This window comes from Pseudoduganella guangdongensis, from assembly GCF_009857475.1.
Lineage (GTDB): Bacteria > Pseudomonadota > Gammaproteobacteria > Burkholderiales > Burkholderiaceae_D > Rugamonas > Rugamonas guangdongensis.
Genome location: NZ_WWCJ01000009.1, coordinates 1 through 14,756, shown reverse-complemented (window position 1 = coordinate 14,756; position 14,756 = coordinate 1). Strand labels below are relative to the sequence as shown.

Annotated in this window: 15 protein-coding genes; 4 read left to right on the top strand and 11 right to left on the bottom strand. The window is 64.4% G+C overall.

Features of this window, described 5'->3' with window-relative positions:
• Positions 1 to 72 precede the first annotated feature (72 nt).
• Together rpmF and GTP41_RS13740 are read right to left on the bottom strand one after the other, a co-directional pair.
• Entirely contained in the window at positions 73 to 255 is a 183-nt protein-coding gene (gene rpmF, locus GTP41_RS13745) for a 50S ribosomal protein L32 (RefSeq protein WP_028104096.1), read from the bottom strand.
• A gap of 137 nt (positions 256 to 392) precedes the next feature.
• The gene (locus tag GTP41_RS13740) at positions 393 to 890 is read right to left on the bottom strand and encodes a YceD family protein (RefSeq protein WP_161026143.1); all 498 of its coding nucleotides are present in this window, start codon (positions 888 to 890) and stop codon (positions 393 to 395) included.
• A 116-nt stretch (positions 891 to 1,006) separates the two neighbouring features.
• Between GTP41_RS13740 and GTP41_RS13735 the strand changes: the two genes are divergently transcribed.
• Positions 1,007 to 1,597: a Maf-like protein gene (locus GTP41_RS13735; protein ID WP_161026142.1), complete on the top strand. Its 591-nt coding sequence runs from the start codon at positions 1,007 to 1,009 to the stop codon at positions 1,595 to 1,597.
• 1 nt (position 1,598) lies between these two features.
• Positions 1,599 to 2,324, top strand: a complete 726-nt coding sequence (locus tag GTP41_RS13730) for an SAM-dependent methyltransferase (RefSeq protein ID WP_161026141.1) — start codon at positions 1,599 to 1,601, stop codon at positions 2,322 to 2,324.
• On the opposite strand, the gene GTP41_RS13725 is transcribed toward GTP41_RS13730, so the two are convergent.
• The gene (locus GTP41_RS13725; protein ID WP_229502856.1) at positions 2,325 to 3,593 is read right to left on the bottom strand and encodes an EAL and HDOD domain-containing protein; all 1,269 of its coding nucleotides are present in this window, start codon (positions 3,591 to 3,593) and stop codon (positions 2,325 to 2,327) included. It abuts the gene before it with no gap.
• Positions 3,594 to 3,658: 65 nt separating this feature from the next.
• Positions 3,659 to 4,579, bottom strand: a complete 921-nt coding sequence (locus GTP41_RS13720; protein ID WP_161026140.1) for a 23S rRNA (adenine(2030)-N(6))-methyltransferase RlmJ — start codon at positions 4,577 to 4,579, stop codon at positions 3,659 to 3,661.
• A gap of 70 nt (positions 4,580 to 4,649) precedes the next feature.
• Here GTP41_RS13720 and GTP41_RS13715 point away from each other — a divergent pair, with 70 nt between their 5' ends.
• On the top strand, positions 4,650 to 5,144 hold the full coding sequence (locus GTP41_RS13715) for a GNAT family N-acetyltransferase (RefSeq protein WP_161026139.1): 495 nt from the start codon (positions 4,650 to 4,652) through the stop codon (positions 5,142 to 5,144).
• Here GTP41_RS13715 and GTP41_RS13710 read toward each other — a convergent pair.
• The 3 genes from GTP41_RS13710 to GTP41_RS13700 form a co-directional block, all read right to left on the bottom strand.
• Entirely contained in the window at positions 5,098 to 6,312 is a 1,215-nt protein-coding gene (locus tag GTP41_RS13710; RefSeq protein WP_161026138.1) for an isocitrate lyase/phosphoenolpyruvate mutase family protein, read from the bottom strand. The genes GTP41_RS13715 and GTP41_RS13710 overlap by 47 nt on opposite strands.
• 232 nt (positions 6,313 to 6,544) lie before the next feature.
• A complete protein-coding gene (gene rraA, locus GTP41_RS13705) occupies positions 6,545 to 7,039 on the bottom strand; it encodes a ribonuclease E activity regulator RraA (protein WP_161026137.1) in 495 nt (164 codons plus the stop codon).
• Positions 7,040 to 7,163: 124 nt separating this feature from the next.
• The gene (locus tag GTP41_RS13700) at positions 7,164 to 8,402 is read right to left on the bottom strand and encodes an MFS transporter (protein ID WP_161026136.1); all 1,239 of its coding nucleotides are present in this window, start codon (positions 8,400 to 8,402) and stop codon (positions 7,164 to 7,166) included.
• 68 nt (positions 8,403 to 8,470) lie between these two features.
• Here GTP41_RS13700 and GTP41_RS13695 point away from each other — a divergent pair, with 68 nt between their 5' ends.
• The gene (locus tag GTP41_RS13695) at positions 8,471 to 9,289 is read left to right on the top strand and encodes an AraC family transcriptional regulator (protein ID WP_229502854.1); all 819 of its coding nucleotides are present in this window, start codon (positions 8,471 to 8,473) and stop codon (positions 9,287 to 9,289) included.
• Here GTP41_RS13695 and GTP41_RS13690 read toward each other — a convergent pair.
• The 4 genes from GTP41_RS13690 to GTP41_RS13675 form a co-directional block, all read right to left on the bottom strand.
• Complete coding sequence (locus GTP41_RS13690; RefSeq protein ID WP_161026135.1) at positions 9,224 to 9,868, bottom strand: HD domain-containing protein; 645 nt, start codon at positions 9,866 to 9,868, stop codon at positions 9,224 to 9,226. The genes GTP41_RS13695 and GTP41_RS13690 overlap by 66 nt on opposite strands.
• Positions 9,868 to 12,450, bottom strand: coding sequence for an ATP-dependent chaperone ClpB (clpB, locus tag GTP41_RS13685; protein WP_161026134.1), 2,583 nt, complete (start codon positions 12,448 to 12,450; stop codon positions 9,868 to 9,870). Before clpB ends, GTP41_RS13690 begins: the two co-directional genes overlap by 1 nt.
• 54 nt (positions 12,451 to 12,504) lie before the next feature.
• Entirely contained in the window at positions 12,505 to 12,957 is a 453-nt protein-coding gene (gene moaE, locus GTP41_RS13680) for a molybdopterin synthase catalytic subunit MoaE (RefSeq protein ID WP_161026133.1), read from the bottom strand.
• A partial coding sequence (locus GTP41_RS13675; RefSeq protein ID WP_161026132.1) for a DUF349 domain-containing protein occupies positions 12,954 to 14,756 on the bottom strand: 1,803 nt, incomplete at its 5' end. The genes GTP41_RS13675 and moaE, both read right to left, overlap by 4 nt.

Here is a 14,756-nt window from a genome sequence, read left to right as displayed (position 1 = left end):
AGAAAAAGCGGCGCGACGTCAGGGGACCTGCGTAGCACCGCTTTGTCTTGTAGCCGAAGCAAAAAACGTCGATTACTCGTCGTTCTTGGTCTTCAGCACTTTGCGACCACGATAGAAGCCGTTAGGCGAAATGTGGTGACGCAGGTGGGTTTCGCCGGTGGTTGGCTCTACTGCCAGGTTCGGTGCAACCAGGAAGTCGTGCGAACGGTGCATACCGCGCTTCGAAGGGGATTTCTTGTTCTGTTGAACAGCCATGATGACTCCTAATACTAAAGTTCTAAGATTTTAACACATCCGATGCACAAAAACATGCGAATCGAGCTTCTACATCCATGTCAAACTCGATTACTGCACGCGTTTTGACACGTTCTTTCCTACTACAAAACCGGTACTTAATTTGTTTTCAAGCCCTTCAGGCTCGCGAACGGCGAGGGCTTCTCACTCTTCACAGAATCCACCAGCGAGGTGTCAGGACACGTCTCGTGCTTGGGGTCTTGCGGCAAGGCCAGCAGGGCCTCGTCTTCCACCAGGTCCATGAGATTCATGGAGCGGTCACCGACGATCACGTCGATGCTTTCATCATCAATGATTGCTTCGATTTCATCCGCGTCAGCGTCGTCTTTGCCGAGCATCAGGACAGTGGACGAATCGATCTGGTAGCCAAACGGGGCCAGGCAGCGCTGGCACACCAGTTGCACGTTGCCGGCAACGGTCAGGCGCATCTGCGGATAGCCCTGTTTGCTGGACCCGCCTTGCACCTTCCAGGTCACTTCACCGGAGGTGTCCGCGCATTCCTTGCCCAGTCGGGTCATTTCAGCGACAGGAGTGACTCCTTCACGGCTGCTGTTGGTCCGACAGAATTCAAAGGCGTCGATCTCAAAAGCATTCATTGGCTAAAATTTCCCTCGAAAACCTGCGATAATAACAGGATTTTCGACGCCGCGTCAAAGACTTGCGCGTTTTTCGCGCTTTTGAACAGGCGCAGAGAGCATATAACATTTCCCTGATGAAAACAACTGACATCGTACTAGCGTCCAGCTCGGCCTACCGCCGCGAGCTGCTGTCCCGGCTGCAATTGCCGTTCAGCGTGGATGTGCCCGACATCGACGAAAGCCCGCAAGCCGGTGAAACGCCCGCCGCCACCGCGCTGCGCCTGGCGCGCGAAAAGGCCGCTGCCGTGGCCGCGCGCCACCCCGGTGCCCTGGTGATCGGCTCCGACCAGGTCGCCACACTGGACGATGAGCAGATCGGCAAACCTGGCAACCATGCCAATGCCCTGGCGCAATTGCAGAAAATGCGCGGGCGCGAAGTCATTTTCCACACCGCGCTGTGCCTGTGGGATGGACGCAACAGCACGCACCAGTTGGAAGACGTGCAAACCGTGGTCACGTTCCGCGACCTGCCGGACGCCGAGCTGGACGCCTACCTGCGCATTGAGCAGCCCTACGATTGCGCCGGCAGCGCCAAGAACGAAGCGCTCGGCATCGCCATCCTCGAACGCATCGACTCCAGCGACCCGACCGCCCTCACCGGCCTGCCCCTGATCGCCCTGACCGGCATGCTGCGCGCAGCCGGCGTCACCTTCTTTAGCAAGTAATATGACTGGCACCCTGTTTTTGATTCCCAACACCCTTGGCCCCACCGAATCCCTGGACCAGGTGATCCCTCAGCACGTCCAGCAGCTGACCGCGCAACTGGCTCACTTCGTCGCCGAGAACGCCAAGACCGCGCGCGCCTTCCTGAAGCAAGTCGGCACCAGCAAACCGATTCAGGAAATCGCGATCAATGAGCTGAACATCAACACCCCGCCCGCCGCCCTGGCCGACCTGCTCGCCCCGCTGCAAGCCGGCCACGACGTCGGCCTGCTGTCCGAAGCCGGCGTCCCGGCCGTCGCCGACCCCGGCGCCGACCTGGTGCGCCTGGCGCATGCCCACGGCATCCCGGTGCGCCCCCTGGTCGGCCCCTCCTCCATCCTGATGTCGGTCATGGCCAGCGGCCTGAGCGGCCAAAGCTTCGCCTTCAACGGCTACCTGCCGACCGACGCCGCGCAGCGCGCCAAACGCCTGAAAGACCTGGAAACCCGCTCGCGCCAGGAAAAGCAGACGCAGCTGTTCATCGAAACGCCCTACCGCAACGCCGCCATGCTGGAAGCGCTGGTCAGCACCTGTGCCGGCAGCACGCTGATCTGCGTGGCCACCGACATCAGCCTGCCAACGGAAGCGATCCGCACCCAGACGGGTGCGCAATGGAAAAGCCAGCTCACTGCCGGCAAGGCGCCGGACTTCCACAAGAAACCAACGGTGTTCCTGCTGCTGGCCCAATAATCAGGCAACGTGGTGCGCGTACTCGTTCACCCACTCGAACGCCTCGCGCTGCAGCGCATACAGCGCCGACGGCGCCAGCTCCAGCTTGTGCAGGATGCCGGTCAGCTCCTGCCCCTCCTGCGCCCGCTCGATCAGCTCGATCAGGTGCAGGGCATCCCCATAATCCCCCTCGCGGTGCAGCAAGGCATCGCGCACCTCGTCCAGCACGTTGACGCTGTCGAGGATCTCCCCCATGCGCACCGAGAACAGCGCATCCATCAGCGACATGATGCCGACGGTAAAACCGATATCCGCCGCCACCTTCTCCGCCGGCCGCACATGGCCCATCACCAGCTCCATGGTCTTGCCGCGCGTGGTCGCCATCTGCAGCAGCGGCGAATCGAACTCCGAGCCCTTCACATACAGCAGGATCTGCAGCCAGCGCTGCAACTGCCGCCGCCCCAGCACAATCAGCGCATGGCCCACCGAATTGATGCGGAAACGCGCCCCCACCGCCGGCGTATTCACCAGGCGCAACAAGTTCAGGGAAATCAGGGGATCATGCTTGACGCTGCGCTCCACCTCGCGCTGGTCCGCATCGCGGTTCAGCAAATCGAGCAGCTTCATGATGGACAACTGGGACGGCGCAATCTTCTTGCCGCTTAAAATGACTGGCCGCGCAAAGTAATAGCCCTGGAAATACTCAAAGCCCAGGTCCATGCACTCGCGGAATTCCTCCAGCGTCTCCACCTTCTCTGCCAGCAGCTTCTGGTTTGGATTGCGCAAGCTGCGCGCCAGCGCCGGCAGGCTGCCGCGCGCGATCTGCTTCAGGTCGATCTTGATCACATCCATCAACGGCCGCAGCGCCTCCACCGCAGCGCTTTCGCCGGCCACATCGTCGAGCGCAAACTTATAGCCGGCCCGCTTCAGCTCCTGCAGGCGGCTCAACACCTCCGGCGTTGGCTCGACCGACTCGAGCACCTCCAGGATCACCTTATCGTTGGGCAGGAAATGAATGAAATCACTCATCAAGCCCGTCACATCGACATTGACGAACGCCAGCTGATCGCCCACCACCTGCTCCATGCCCAGCTCGGAAGCATGCGCAATCACGGACGCGGTGGCATGGGCGCCATCGGTCACGCACGCTTCGTGGACCTCGGCATTTCGATAAAGCAGCTCGTAGGCCACGAGCCGCTGGGAGCGATTGAGGATAGGTTGCCGTGCCAGGAAGAACTGGTTCTCATACGGCATGGGAAGCTGTACTTCAGTTTGTAGCACGGCGGTCATGGGTTTCCCCATTGCTAAACTCGTTTTACAAGACTATACCTCTTTGTGCAGTCTTGACAACATTTTTACGCAGATTTGGCGCCGCCCTTCTTCCCTGTGGCGACCTCACCACTCTCCAGCGTAAACTGCGCGCCCGAATCGCGGCCCAGCACCTGCACCAGGTAAGGCATGACCTGCTTCAGCATCGGCTCCAGGGTGTACGGCGGGTTCAGCAGGAACATGCCGCTGGTGTGCAGCGCGATCCCATCCGGCGTCGGGGTGCTGATGCACAAGGTCACATTCAGCCAGCTCTTGGCCGGCAAATGCTTCAGGCGCTCCGAGAAATTGCGCGCCTCGATGCGCTGCAGCACCGGATACCAGACGGCATAAGTACCGGTCGGGAAGCGCGCCAGCGAGTCTTTCAGCATATCGCTGACTTTTTTATAGTCCTGCTTATCCTCATACGGCGGATCGCACAGCACCACGCCGCGGCGCGACGGCGGCGGCAGCAAGGACTTCACGCCCAGGAAGCCGTCCGCCTTGTTGACGATCACCCGCTTGCCGCGCGCCGTCGGGCGGCGGCCATTGGCAGCCTGGTGCTGCTCCAGCTTGTGGAAGTTCTCGTCCAGGAGGCGCACATCGGCCGGATGCAGCTCGAACAGGCGCAGGCGATCCTCCTCGCGCGCCACGATCTCCGCGCAATATGGCGAGCCAGGATAGAAGCGCAGCTTACCGCTCGGATTCATATCCTTCACCAGCTGCACATACTCCGCCAGCGGCGCCGGCAGGTCGTCACGCTCCCACAGCGGGCCGATACCGGTTTCGAACTCCCCCGTCTTGGTGGCTTGCGCGCTGTCCAGCGTGTAGACGCCGGCGCCGGCATGCGTGTCGATATAGGTATAGGCGACATCCTTCTGGTTCATGTATTCAAGGACCTGGACCAGGACAAAGTGCTTCAGGACGTCGGCATGGTTGCCGGCATGGTACGCGTGGCGATAACTAAACATAGGGGATGCGGTAAGTGATGATTAACGCGCATTATCTCATGCGCGCCCCCCGCCGCGTTACACTGGCCCCATGCTCACCCTGATAGCCGCCACGCCCGCCGACATTCCCGCCCTGTGGGCGCTGCGCACGCGCGCCCTGCAAACCCAATGCGCCGGCCACTACGACGCCGCCATTCTGGCCACCTGGGCCGCCGCCGCCGCGCCCGCCCAGTACCCTGTCCTGCTGCAGCAAGGCGGCGGCATCAAAGCCTGCGTGCACGGCGCGCTGGCCGGCTACGCCATCCTCGACCAGGCAAACAATGAAATCGACGCCGTCTTTGTCGACCAGGGGTTCAGCGGACAAGGCATCGGCAAAGCCCTATTGCGCGCCCTCGAACAGATGGCGGCGCAGCCCGAAAAGCTGCACCTGTACGCCTCCCTGAACGCGGTGCCCTTCTACCGCAGCGCCGGCTACCGCGCCGGACAAAGCATGCAATACCCGCACCCGAGCGGCATTTTGCTCGACTGCGTCCACATGTTCAGGCCACCCTCAGTGCCATCGGCGCCGGCTGGCCCTGTCCGATAGCCCGCGCCACCGCATCGGCATAGCCGTCAGCCAGCTCGCGCTGAAGCTTCACCGCCGCAAAACCCTTCTCCGCCGCCGCAAACTCCGCCTCCTGCAGCTCCACGAACGCCGCCATCTGGCGCCGCGCATAGCCATGCGCCAGGTTGAACATGCCGTAGTTCAGCGCATGCGCGCCGGCCAGCGAGATGACCTGGAACTTATAGCCCATGGCAGCCAGCTCCTTCTGGAAGCGCGCGATGGACGCATCATCCAGGTGCTTCTTCCAATTGAAAGAAGGCGAGCAGTCATAGGCCAGCAACTTGCCCGGAAACTTCTCATGCACCGCCTCCGCAAAAGCCTTCGCAAACGCCAGGTCCGGCCGGCTGGTCTCGCACCACAGCACATCCGCAAACGGCGCATACGCCAGCGCCCGCACCACCGCCGGCTCCAGCCCATTGCGCACTTTGTAAAAGCCCTCCACGGTACGCTCCCCGGTGCAGAACGGCTTATCGTTGCCATCGATATCGGACGCCAGCAGACTCGCCCCCTCCGCCACGGTACGCGCGATGAGCAGGGTTGGCGTGCCCATCACATCCGCCGCCAGGCGCGCCGCGGTCAGCTTCGCAATCGCCTCGCGGGTCGGCACCAGCCTCGCGGCGCCCCGATCCGGCGACGCCATTTGGTCACCGAAATGAACGCCCGCCGCGCCCGCCTCAATCAGCGCCCTCGTCAGCTCGAAAGCAGCGCCTGCACAGGCCGCGCCAGCCTCCCCATCCGCCACGACCGGCGCCAGGAAATCGCAGTCATCCCGACCCTCGGCCCACTGCACCTGGTCCGCCCGCAGCAAGGTATCGTTGATGCTGCGCACCGCCGTCGCCACCTGGCTCGCCGCATACAGCGACTGCCCCGGCAACACCTCGCCCGCGACGTAGAGCGCCCGCAAGCCGGCCATCACCTGCTGCATAGCCTGGTGCGCGCCCACCGCCCCCAACGCAGCAAGGAACGGTTGATCGCGCAGCAGCGCCCACAGCCGCTCCGCACCGCGCCGCGCAATGCTGTGCTCCACCAGAAACGAACCGCGCAAGCGCACCACGTCTTCCGCCGAGTACGGACGGGCCACGCCCTGCCAACGCGGATTGCCATCCCAGTCAAACTGCAACGCCGCAACTTGTTCGGCCCGAGAAGCCATGCTGTATCCCCTAATAGTATTTGAACACCTGTCAGGAATATCTTAGGCGCAATTGTTCAGCGCAGCATATGTCTTATATAAGACATATAAGCACTTTTTACCCGAGCATAATCATGTACTTAAGCTTGGTATTGCATGATATGGAAAGCTATTTCTCAGTTTGGAAGCAACGGGCTTGATGGGAATGCTGCGCTTTTCACCGCATGGAACGAGCGTTTCACATGATGGGACATCACCGCAGTTTCTGGCGCGACACCAGGATGCCATCCGCATCCGCATAAATCCAATGCCCCGGCGCGATCGGCACGCCGGCGAATTGCACCACCAGATCGCGCTTGCCCACACCCTCACGCGCGCTGCGTTGCGGATGGGTTGCCAAGGCCATGATGCCCACATCGCACTGTGCCAGCTCAACGCTATCGCGCACGCAGCCATCGACGATCACCCCGGCCCAGCCATTATTCTGCGCCAGCAGGCCAAGCTGGCCACCGACCAACGCCCGGCGCAAGCTGCTGCCCCCATCCACCACCAGCACCCGCCCCGCCCCCGGCGATTCCAGGGCAGCGCGCACCAGCGCATTATCCTCATGCACCTTCAAGGTCACCGCCGGCCCCGCAAAGCTCGCCCGCCGCCCGAAGTGATGGAACACCGGAGGCAGCACAGCCAGCGAGCCATCCTCCAGCAAGCCCGGATTCTCATCGCAAAGATCGGTCGTCGCAAAATTCATTTCACTCTCCAAGATTCGGGGTCAAGATTCGGGGTCAGGTCTGACAATCGGACACCGCTACACTACCTTTGATTTAGCTCAATACGCAAATTTCACCGCTTTTGCGTATTGAGATGGATCAAACTTAGCTGTCCTGTGTCCGAATGACAGACCTGGCACCGGTTTTGGCACCGGTTTTGCGGGTACGGGTGCCGACGCCGGTGGCGGTGGCGATGGCGAGCAGGAGGAAGACGGCGATCGTGGCGAACACGAGGGATGGGCGGCCGGCGTCCATCATCAGGCCGAACATCAGCGGGCCCACTGCTAGGCCGCTGTCCAGGCCGGAGTAGACGACACCATACACGCGGCCGGTGGCGTTCTTGGGGGCGGCGGCGCGGATCATCAGGTCGCGCGATGGTCCGGCGATGCCGGAGAAGAAGCCGACCAGGGCCATCATCACCACGGCGCCCCAGGCGGGGACAAGCGCCAGCCCCAGCATCAGCGCCAGCACGGCGGCCAGGGCGAAGGCGGCGCCAATCGTGCGGTCGTGCTCTTTGCGGCCGGAGGCGAGGAAGCCGCCCAGCAGCATGCCGAGCGCGGAGGCCAGCATGTAGGCGGTGAAGGCGCTGGTGGCGAGCGCGAGCGACATGCCGTACAACTTGACCAGGCCGGTGGTGGAGAAGCTCTGGATCCCGCCCAGCGCCAGCGCGGTCAGGAAGAAGAAGCCAAAACACATCCACACCGATGGCAGGCGCAGGAAGTCGAACGAGCCTTCCTGGGCGGCGCCTTCGGCATGGCGCACGATGGGGTCGGGGCGCAGGGCTGCACGGTTCAGCCACAGCACCACCAGCACCAGCGTCGGCAGCGCGGCGGCCGACAGCAAGGCGGTGCGCCAGTCGCTGGCGGCGGCAATGCCGGTCATGAATAGCGGGGCGGCGGCCCAGCCTAAGCTGCCGCTCAAGCCGTGCACGGAGAAGCCATGGGCGACGCGCTCGCGCGAAACGCGCTGGTTGAGGATGGTGTAGTCGGCCGGGTGGAAGATGCTGTTGCCCATGCCGGCCAGCAGCGCGCCGGCCAGCAGCCCGGCGTAGCTTTGCGCGTTCGACAGCACCAGGGCGGAAACGCCGAGCATGGCCATGCCGGAGAACAGCACGCGCCGGGCGCCGACGCGGTCGACCACGAAGCCGGCCAGGGCCTGGCCAATGCCGGACACCACGAAGAACACCGTCATCAGCAGCGCCAGCTGGGAGTAGCTGAGCGCAAACGCCGTCTTCAGCCACGGGAAGAGCGCCGCCAGGATCAGGTGGTAGAAGTGCGAAACGCCATGCGCCAGCCCGACCAGGCCGATCACGCGGGCGTCGTTGCGGAGGGTTTGCTTGTCCATTCTGTGCTCCAGGCATGTGAAGAATGAAGACATTGTAGAAAAACCCGCCGCGTCAGTTTTGAGCTAGGATGACATCATTTGTCGCAAATCTGCCATCCATGCCTGTCACCATCGTCACCCATACCGAGCCCCATGAAAGCCGCCGCGAGCCGACCGAGGTGCAGCCGGTGACCATGATCGCGCGCGACCTGGTCAGCGCGCGCTCTTTGCTGCCGCATAGCCATGACTGCGCGCAGCTGACGCTTGCGCTGGAGGGGGTGATCCGGCTTAACGCGCTCGATAGCAGCTGGATCGTGCCGCCGCAGCGCGCCATCTGGACCGCGCCGAACGTCGAGCATTCGCTGACCGTGATCGAAACGGCGCGCTTGCGGCCGGTGTATGTGGTGTCGTCCTATGATCCCTTCCCCGGTGAGCCGTGCAAGGTGCTGACGGTGTCGCCGCTCTTGCGCGAGCTGGTCATGGCGCTGGAACAGGAAGATCCGGCGACGCCGAGCCATCGTTCGCAGTTGATCAGCAACCTGATCCTGGACGAGCTGCCGAAGCTGGCGACGCGCCCGATCCGGGTGCCGATGCCGCGCGATAAGCGCTTGAAGACCTTGTGCGATAGCTTGCTGGCGCAGCCGGGGTCGCCGCAAACGCTGCAGCAGTGGGCGCGCGCGGCGGGGGCATCGGAGCGCACGCTGGCGCGCTTGTTCGAGAAGGAGCTGGGCATGAGCTTCGGCCAGTGGCGCCAGCAAGCGCGGCTGGCGCATGCGGCGCCCTTGATTGCAAGCGGCATACCGCTGGCGCAGGTGGCCGATGCGCTGGGCTATTCCAGCCAGTCAGCCTTTACGGCCATGTTCCGCAAGACCTTCGGCGTTCCGCCCACCGAGTTCTTCGCGCGCTAGTTCGGCGGCGGCGGCGCGCGCGACGGTGTCGGCGTCGAGCATGGCGCGCAGTTCGGCGAACAGCGGCTCGCCGGCGGTGTGCTGGCGGCCGTAATCGAGGTTGAAGGCGTAGTCAAAATCGGGCGGGTTGTCGCCCTGGTTGTGCTGCAGGATGGTTTCCAGCTTGTCGAAGGCTTTCACGGCCTTGGCTTCGGGCGTGGCGGCGGCTTCGTATTCGTCCCACAGGGCGATGATCTCGGCGCGCAGGGGCGGGTCGAGGTCGCGCGTGAGCGTGTGCAGGTCGGCCCTCTCCTGCGCGGATTTGCCGGGGTGGGCGTGCTGGTGGGGGGCGGGAATGTCGCCGTGGATCGCTTCGCCCAGGTCGTGCACCACGCACAGTTTGAGCATGCGGGCGACGTCCAGGCCGGGCAACTGGTCGGCGAAGACCAGCGCCATCAGCGTCAGGCGCCAGCTATGTTCGGCCGTGCTTTCGGCGCGGCCAATGGAGGTGTAGCCGCTGCGCAGGACGCTTTTCAGCCGTTCCGCCTCGCGCAGGAACGCGAGGCGGCCGGCCAGCCGCGCTGGATCGGGCGCCAACATCAGCCTTTGCTGAAGGCCAGCTCGCTGCCCTCGGCGTCGATGCGGATCGTGTCTTTCGGGCCGAAGCGGCCTTCCAGGATCAGCTTCGACAGCGGGTTCTCGATCTGCTGCTGCACCGCGCGCTTGAGCGGGCGGGCGCCGTAGACCGGGTCGTAGCCGGCTTCTGCAATCTTGTGCAGGGCGGCGTCGGTCACGGTCATGCCCATGTCCATGCGCTTCAGGCGCTGCTCCAGGATCTGCAGCTGGATGCGGGCGATCGAGCCGATATGCTTGTCGTCCAGGCCGTGGAACACCACGATCTCGTCGATCCGGTTGATGAACTCGGGACGGAAGTGGCCCCGCACTTCGGCCAGCACCGCCAGCTTCACCACCGCCGGGTCGGACCCCTCCAGCGACTGGATCTTCTGCGAGCCGAGATTGGAGGTCATGATCACCACCGTGTTCTTGAAGTCCACGGTGCGGCCCTGCCCGTCCGTCATGCGGCCGTCGTCCAGCACTTGCAGCAGCACGTTGAACACGTCCGGGTGCGCTTTTTCGATCTCGTCCAGCAGGATCACGCTGTACGGTTTGCGGCGCACGGCTTCGGTCAGGTAGCCGCCTTCGTCGTAGCCCACGTAGCCGGGCGGTGCGCCGATCAGGCGGGCCACCGAATGCTTCTCCATGAATTCGCTCATGTCGATGCGGATCAGCGACTCCTCCGAGTCGAACAGGAAGCCCGCCAGCGCCTTGGTCAGCTCGGTCTTGCCAACGCCGGTCGGGCCGAGGAACATGAAGGAGCCGTACGGGCGGTTCGGGTCCGACAGGCCAGCGCGCGAGCGGCGGATGGCGTCGGCCACGGCATTGATCGCCTCGTCCTGCCCCACCACGCGTTCGTGCAGCTTTTCCTCGATGTGCAGCAGCTTGTCGCGCTCGCCCTGCATCATGCGCGAGACCGGAATGCCAGTGGCGCGCGACACGACTTCGGCGATCTCCTCGGCGCCGACCTGGGTCCGCAGCAGCTTGGGCTTGTCGCCCGCCTGCTCGGCGGCGCCGGCCGATTCGGCCTGTTTCAGCTGCGCTTCCAGTTCCGGCAGCTTGCCGTACTGGAGTTCGGAGACGCGCTGCCAGTTGGAGGCGCGCGTGGCTTCCTCCATCTGCTGTTTGATGCGTTCGATTTCTTCCTTGATGTGGGTGGTGCCCTGCACATTGGCTTTTTCAGCCTTGAGCACTTCCTCGTAGTCATTGTACTCGCGCTGCAGCTTGGCGATTTCATCGTCCAGCAATTGCAGGCGGGCGCGCGAGGCTTCGTCTTTTTCGCGCTTGACGGCTTCCTTCTCGATCTTGAGCTGGATCAGGCGGCGCTCCAGTTTGTCCATCACCTCCGGCTTGGAGTCGATCTCGATCTTGATCTTGGAGGCGGCTTCGTCGATCAGGTCAATCGCCTTGTCGGGCAGGAAGCGGTCGGTGATGTAGCGGTGCGACAGCTCCGCCGCCGCGATGATGGCGGGGTCGGTGATCTCGACTTTGTGGTGCAGCTCGTACTTGTCCTGCAGGCCGCGCAGGATGGCGATGGTGGCTTCCACGCTCGGCTCGTCGACCAGGATCTTCTGGAAGCGACGCTCCAGCGCGGCGTCCTTCTCGATGTATTTGCGGTATTCGTCGAGCGTGGTCGCGCCCAGGCAATGCAGCTCGCCGCGCGCCAGCGCGGGCTTCAGCATATTGCCGGCGTCCATCGCGCCTTCGGCCTTGCCAGCGCCCACCATGGTGTGCAGCTCGTCGATGAAGACGATGGTCTGGCCTTCGTCCTGCGCCAGCTCTTTCAGCACGGATTTCAGGCGCTCTTCGAATTCGCCGCGGTATTTGGCGCCGGCCAGCAGGGCCGCCATGTCGAGCGAGAGCACGCGCTTGTCGCGCAGGGAGTCCGGCACTTCGTTGTTGACGATGCGCTGCGCCAGGCCTTCCACGATGGCAGTCTTGCCGACGCCGGGTTCGCCGATCAGCACGGGATTGTTCTTGGTGCGGCGCTGCAGGACCTGGATCGCGCGGCGGATCTCGTCGTCGCGCCCGATCACCGGGTCCAGCTTGCCCATGCGGGCGCGCTCGGTCAGGTCGAGGGTGTATTTTTTCAGGGCTTCGCGCTGGCCTTCGGCTTCCTGCGAATCGACCTTGGCGCCGCCGCGCACGGCGTCGATGGCGGTTTCCAGCGCCTTGCGCTGCAGGCCGTTCTCGCGCGCCAGCTTGCCGGCGTCGGATTTGTCGTCGGCAATCGCCAGCAGCACCATTTCGCTGGAGACGAACTGGTCGCCGCGCTTCTGCGTCTCGCGGTCGGCCTGGTTCAGCATATTGACGAACTCTCGGCTGACGGTGACGTCGCCGCCGGAGACCTTGGGCATGCGCTCCAGCGCGTGCTTCAAGGCCTGCGCCAGGCCGCCGACGTTGACGCCGGCGCGCTGCAGCAGCGAGCGCGCGCCGCCGTCTTCCTGGTTCAGCAGGGCCAGCAGCAGGTGGGCCGGTTCGATGTATTGGTTGTCGTTGCCGACGGCCAGGCTTTGGGCGTCGGCCAGGGCTTCTTGCAGTTTGGTGGTAAGTTTGTCTTGGCGCATTTCTAACGCTCCTAAATCATTGTCAACGACAATCTAAGGATGCGTTGACGTTTTTCAAGACCACTTTGCCAAAGCTTGGTCGTCGCTGCTGCGGGCGTCGACCCAGCGCGCACCGTCCGGCGTTTGCTCCTTCTTCCAGAACGGCGCCTCGGTCTTCAGGTAATCGATAATAAATTCACAAGCCGAAAAGGCTTCGCCCCGGTGCGGCGAGGTCACCGCCACCAGCACGATCTGGTCCATGGGTTTGAGCGGACCGACGCGGTGGATGACCTGCGCGCCGTAGATCGGCCAGCGCGCCTTGGCTTGTTCGATGATGCCCTGGATGGCCTGCTCGGTCATGCCGGGGTAGTGCTCCAGCTCCATCTCCGCCACGGCGGCGCCTTCGTTCAGGTCGCGCACCGTGCCCACAAAGCTGACGATAGCGCCAACCCGGGCATTGCCGGCGCGCAGTTGCGCCATCTCATGGGACAGGTCGAAGTCCTCGGTTTGAATCCTTACCTCGCTCATTTACCCTCCGCGCCAAACTTGCGGAACAGCTGCTCGATGCGGCTGGCTGTGCGGGCGTCCGCCAGGGCGGGCATGGCGCACAGGGCAAGGAACTGGGCGGCGTGGCTGGCCGGCTTCTGGCCGGATTTGAGGGACGATTGCAATACTTCCACCTGCATTTTGAGTCGGTCTTTCGCAAATTCCGCGCCGCTGTCGATGCCGGCCACGATTTCCAGGCGCAGCACTTCGGACAGCAGGCGCTGTCGGTTGGTTTCCAGTTGGGCGGCGTAGGCGGCGCGCGCGCCCTGCCCGGCGCCTTCGGCGGCTTTCAGCGCGGCGTCCAGGCGCGCGCGCAGGGTGCGTTCCTGCTCGGGCGGCAGCGTGGGCAAGGCTTGCCAGCGGCCGCTCCAGTCGGCGCTGTCGATGGCCTCCGCCCCGGCCAGCGCGCTTTCCAGCGCCTGCACCAGGCGCAGCTTCTCGCGCAGTGCATTGGCCTGGGCGGCGCCGGCGCGTTTGCGGATGCTGTCGGCCTGCGCTTGCAGGGCGCCGACCGCCGCGCGGTAGCGCTGGTCGATCTTCTGCTCGCTGGCGCGCGGCACCACGCCCGATGCGTGCCAGGCGCTGGCGGCGTCCTTCAAGGCCTTGGCGATGGCGCCCAGCACGGCCTTGTCTTCGCCCTCGAAGCTGGCCGATTCCAGGCCGGCGCAAATGGCTTCGCGCGCATGCAGGTGGGCCTTGCGTTCATGGTCGGCAGCGTGGGCGTGCTCCTTGCGCTTGGCGAAGACCTGGTCGCAGGCGGCGCGGAATTTCTGCCACAGGGCTTGCTCGGTCTTGCGCTCCAGAGGCAAGGCGCGCGCGTGGCCCTGCCACGATTCCTGCAGGCCGCGCAGGGTGTCGATGGTGTGGCGCTCGAGCGGATTCAGTTTGCCCACTTCCTCGATCAACTGCTCGCGCCGCGCCACCTCGATCTTGCGCTGCGCGTCGAGCGGCGCCATCAGGGTGTCCATCGCCTTGCTGAAGGCGGCGTCCAGGCGTTTTTTGTCCTTGCGGTCGATGGTGCCGAGCCGGCTCCAGGCCTGGCGCAGGCGCTGGGTGGACGACGCCAGGGTGCGCCAGTCGTGCGTCTGCGGCAGGTTGCCGCTGGCGGCTTCTGCGCGGTCGGCCTGGGCGCCGCCGGCCGCTTCCAGCTGGGCGGCGTCCTTCTCAATCAGGGCGTTGGCTTCGTCCACCAGCTGCTGCGCCTTGTCGGCGTTGGAGTGGCGTTCGTCGGCCAGGTGCTTGAAGTGGGCAGCGGCGGGGGCATAGGCGGCGGTGCAGGCCGCGTCGAACTTTTCCCACAGCGCCTTGGGGGCGGCGCCGGACACCCCGTCCAGCCCTTTCCAGCGTTCGCGCATGCTGCCGACTTTTTTCGCCAGTTCGCTCATCCCCAGGCCTTCGGCCGGCAATTGCTCGACGGCGTGCACCAGCTCTTCGCGCGAGACGTTGCCGCCCCAGCGCGCCCAGTCGCCCAGGCGCTTCAGGTCGGCCCGCGCGTGGGCCAGGCGCTCGGACTGGGCCGGGGTCAGGCGGCCGGTCTTGCTCTCCTTGAGCGCTTTATCGTGCTCGGCGGCAATGTGCAACTGGCCCTGGGCCAGCGCGGCTTCCATCGCGTCCACCAGGTCCATGAAGTGGCGGTTGGCTTCCTGTTCGGCGGGGCTGGGCTTGTGTTTCTCCCTGGCCGCGCGCGGCGCGTGCACCTCGGCGCCGTCGGGGCTGGCGGTTGGGCTGGCGCCGGGCGCGGCCGGGCCGGCCGGCTGGGCAGCGGCGTCCATTGCCGGGGC

Bases quoted from the DNA above. Each gene is read 5' to 3' on its own strand.
- rpmF (WP_028104096.1), bottom strand. From the start codon at position 255: ATGGCTGTTCAACAGAACAAGAAATCCCCTTCGAAGCGCGGTATGCAC.
- GTP41_RS13740 (WP_161026143.1), bottom strand. From the start codon at position 890: ATGAATGCTTTTGAGATCGACGCCTTTGAATTCTGTCGGACCAACAGC.
- GTP41_RS13735 (WP_161026142.1), top strand. From the start codon at position 1,007: ATGAAAACAACTGACATCGTACTAGCGTCCAGCTCGGCCTACCGCCGC.
- GTP41_RS13730 (WP_161026141.1), top strand. From the start codon at position 1,599: ATGACTGGCACCCTGTTTTTGATTCCCAACACCCTTGGCCCCACCGAA.
- GTP41_RS13725 (WP_229502856.1), bottom strand. From the start codon at position 3,593: ATGACCGCCGTGCTACAAACTGAAGTACAGCTTCCCATGCCGTATGAG.
- GTP41_RS13720 (WP_161026140.1), bottom strand. From the start codon at position 4,579: ATGTTTAGTTATCGCCACGCGTACCATGCCGGCAACCATGCCGACGTC.
- GTP41_RS13715 (WP_161026139.1), top strand. From the start codon at position 4,650: ATGCTCACCCTGATAGCCGCCACGCCCGCCGACATTCCCGCCCTGTGG.
- GTP41_RS13710 (WP_161026138.1), bottom strand. From the start codon at position 6,312: ATGGCTTCTCGGGCCGAACAAGTTGCGGCGTTGCAGTTTGACTGGGAT.
- rraA (WP_161026137.1), bottom strand. From the start codon at position 7,039: ATGAATTTTGCGACGACCGATCTTTGCGATGAGAATCCGGGCTTGCTG.
- GTP41_RS13700 (WP_161026136.1), bottom strand. From the start codon at position 8,402: ATGGACAAGCAAACCCTCCGCAACGACGCCCGCGTGATCGGCCTGGTC.
- GTP41_RS13695 (WP_229502854.1), top strand. From the start codon at position 8,471: ATGACATCATTTGTCGCAAATCTGCCATCCATGCCTGTCACCATCGTC.
- GTP41_RS13690 (WP_161026135.1), bottom strand. From the start codon at position 9,868: ATGTTGGCGCCCGATCCAGCGCGGCTGGCCGGCCGCCTCGCGTTCCTG.
- clpB (WP_161026134.1), bottom strand. From the start codon at position 12,450: ATGCGCCAAGACAAACTTACCACCAAACTGCAAGAAGCCCTGGCCGAC.
- moaE (WP_161026133.1), bottom strand. From the start codon at position 12,957: ATGAGCGAGGTAAGGATTCAAACCGAGGACTTCGACCTGTCCCATGAG.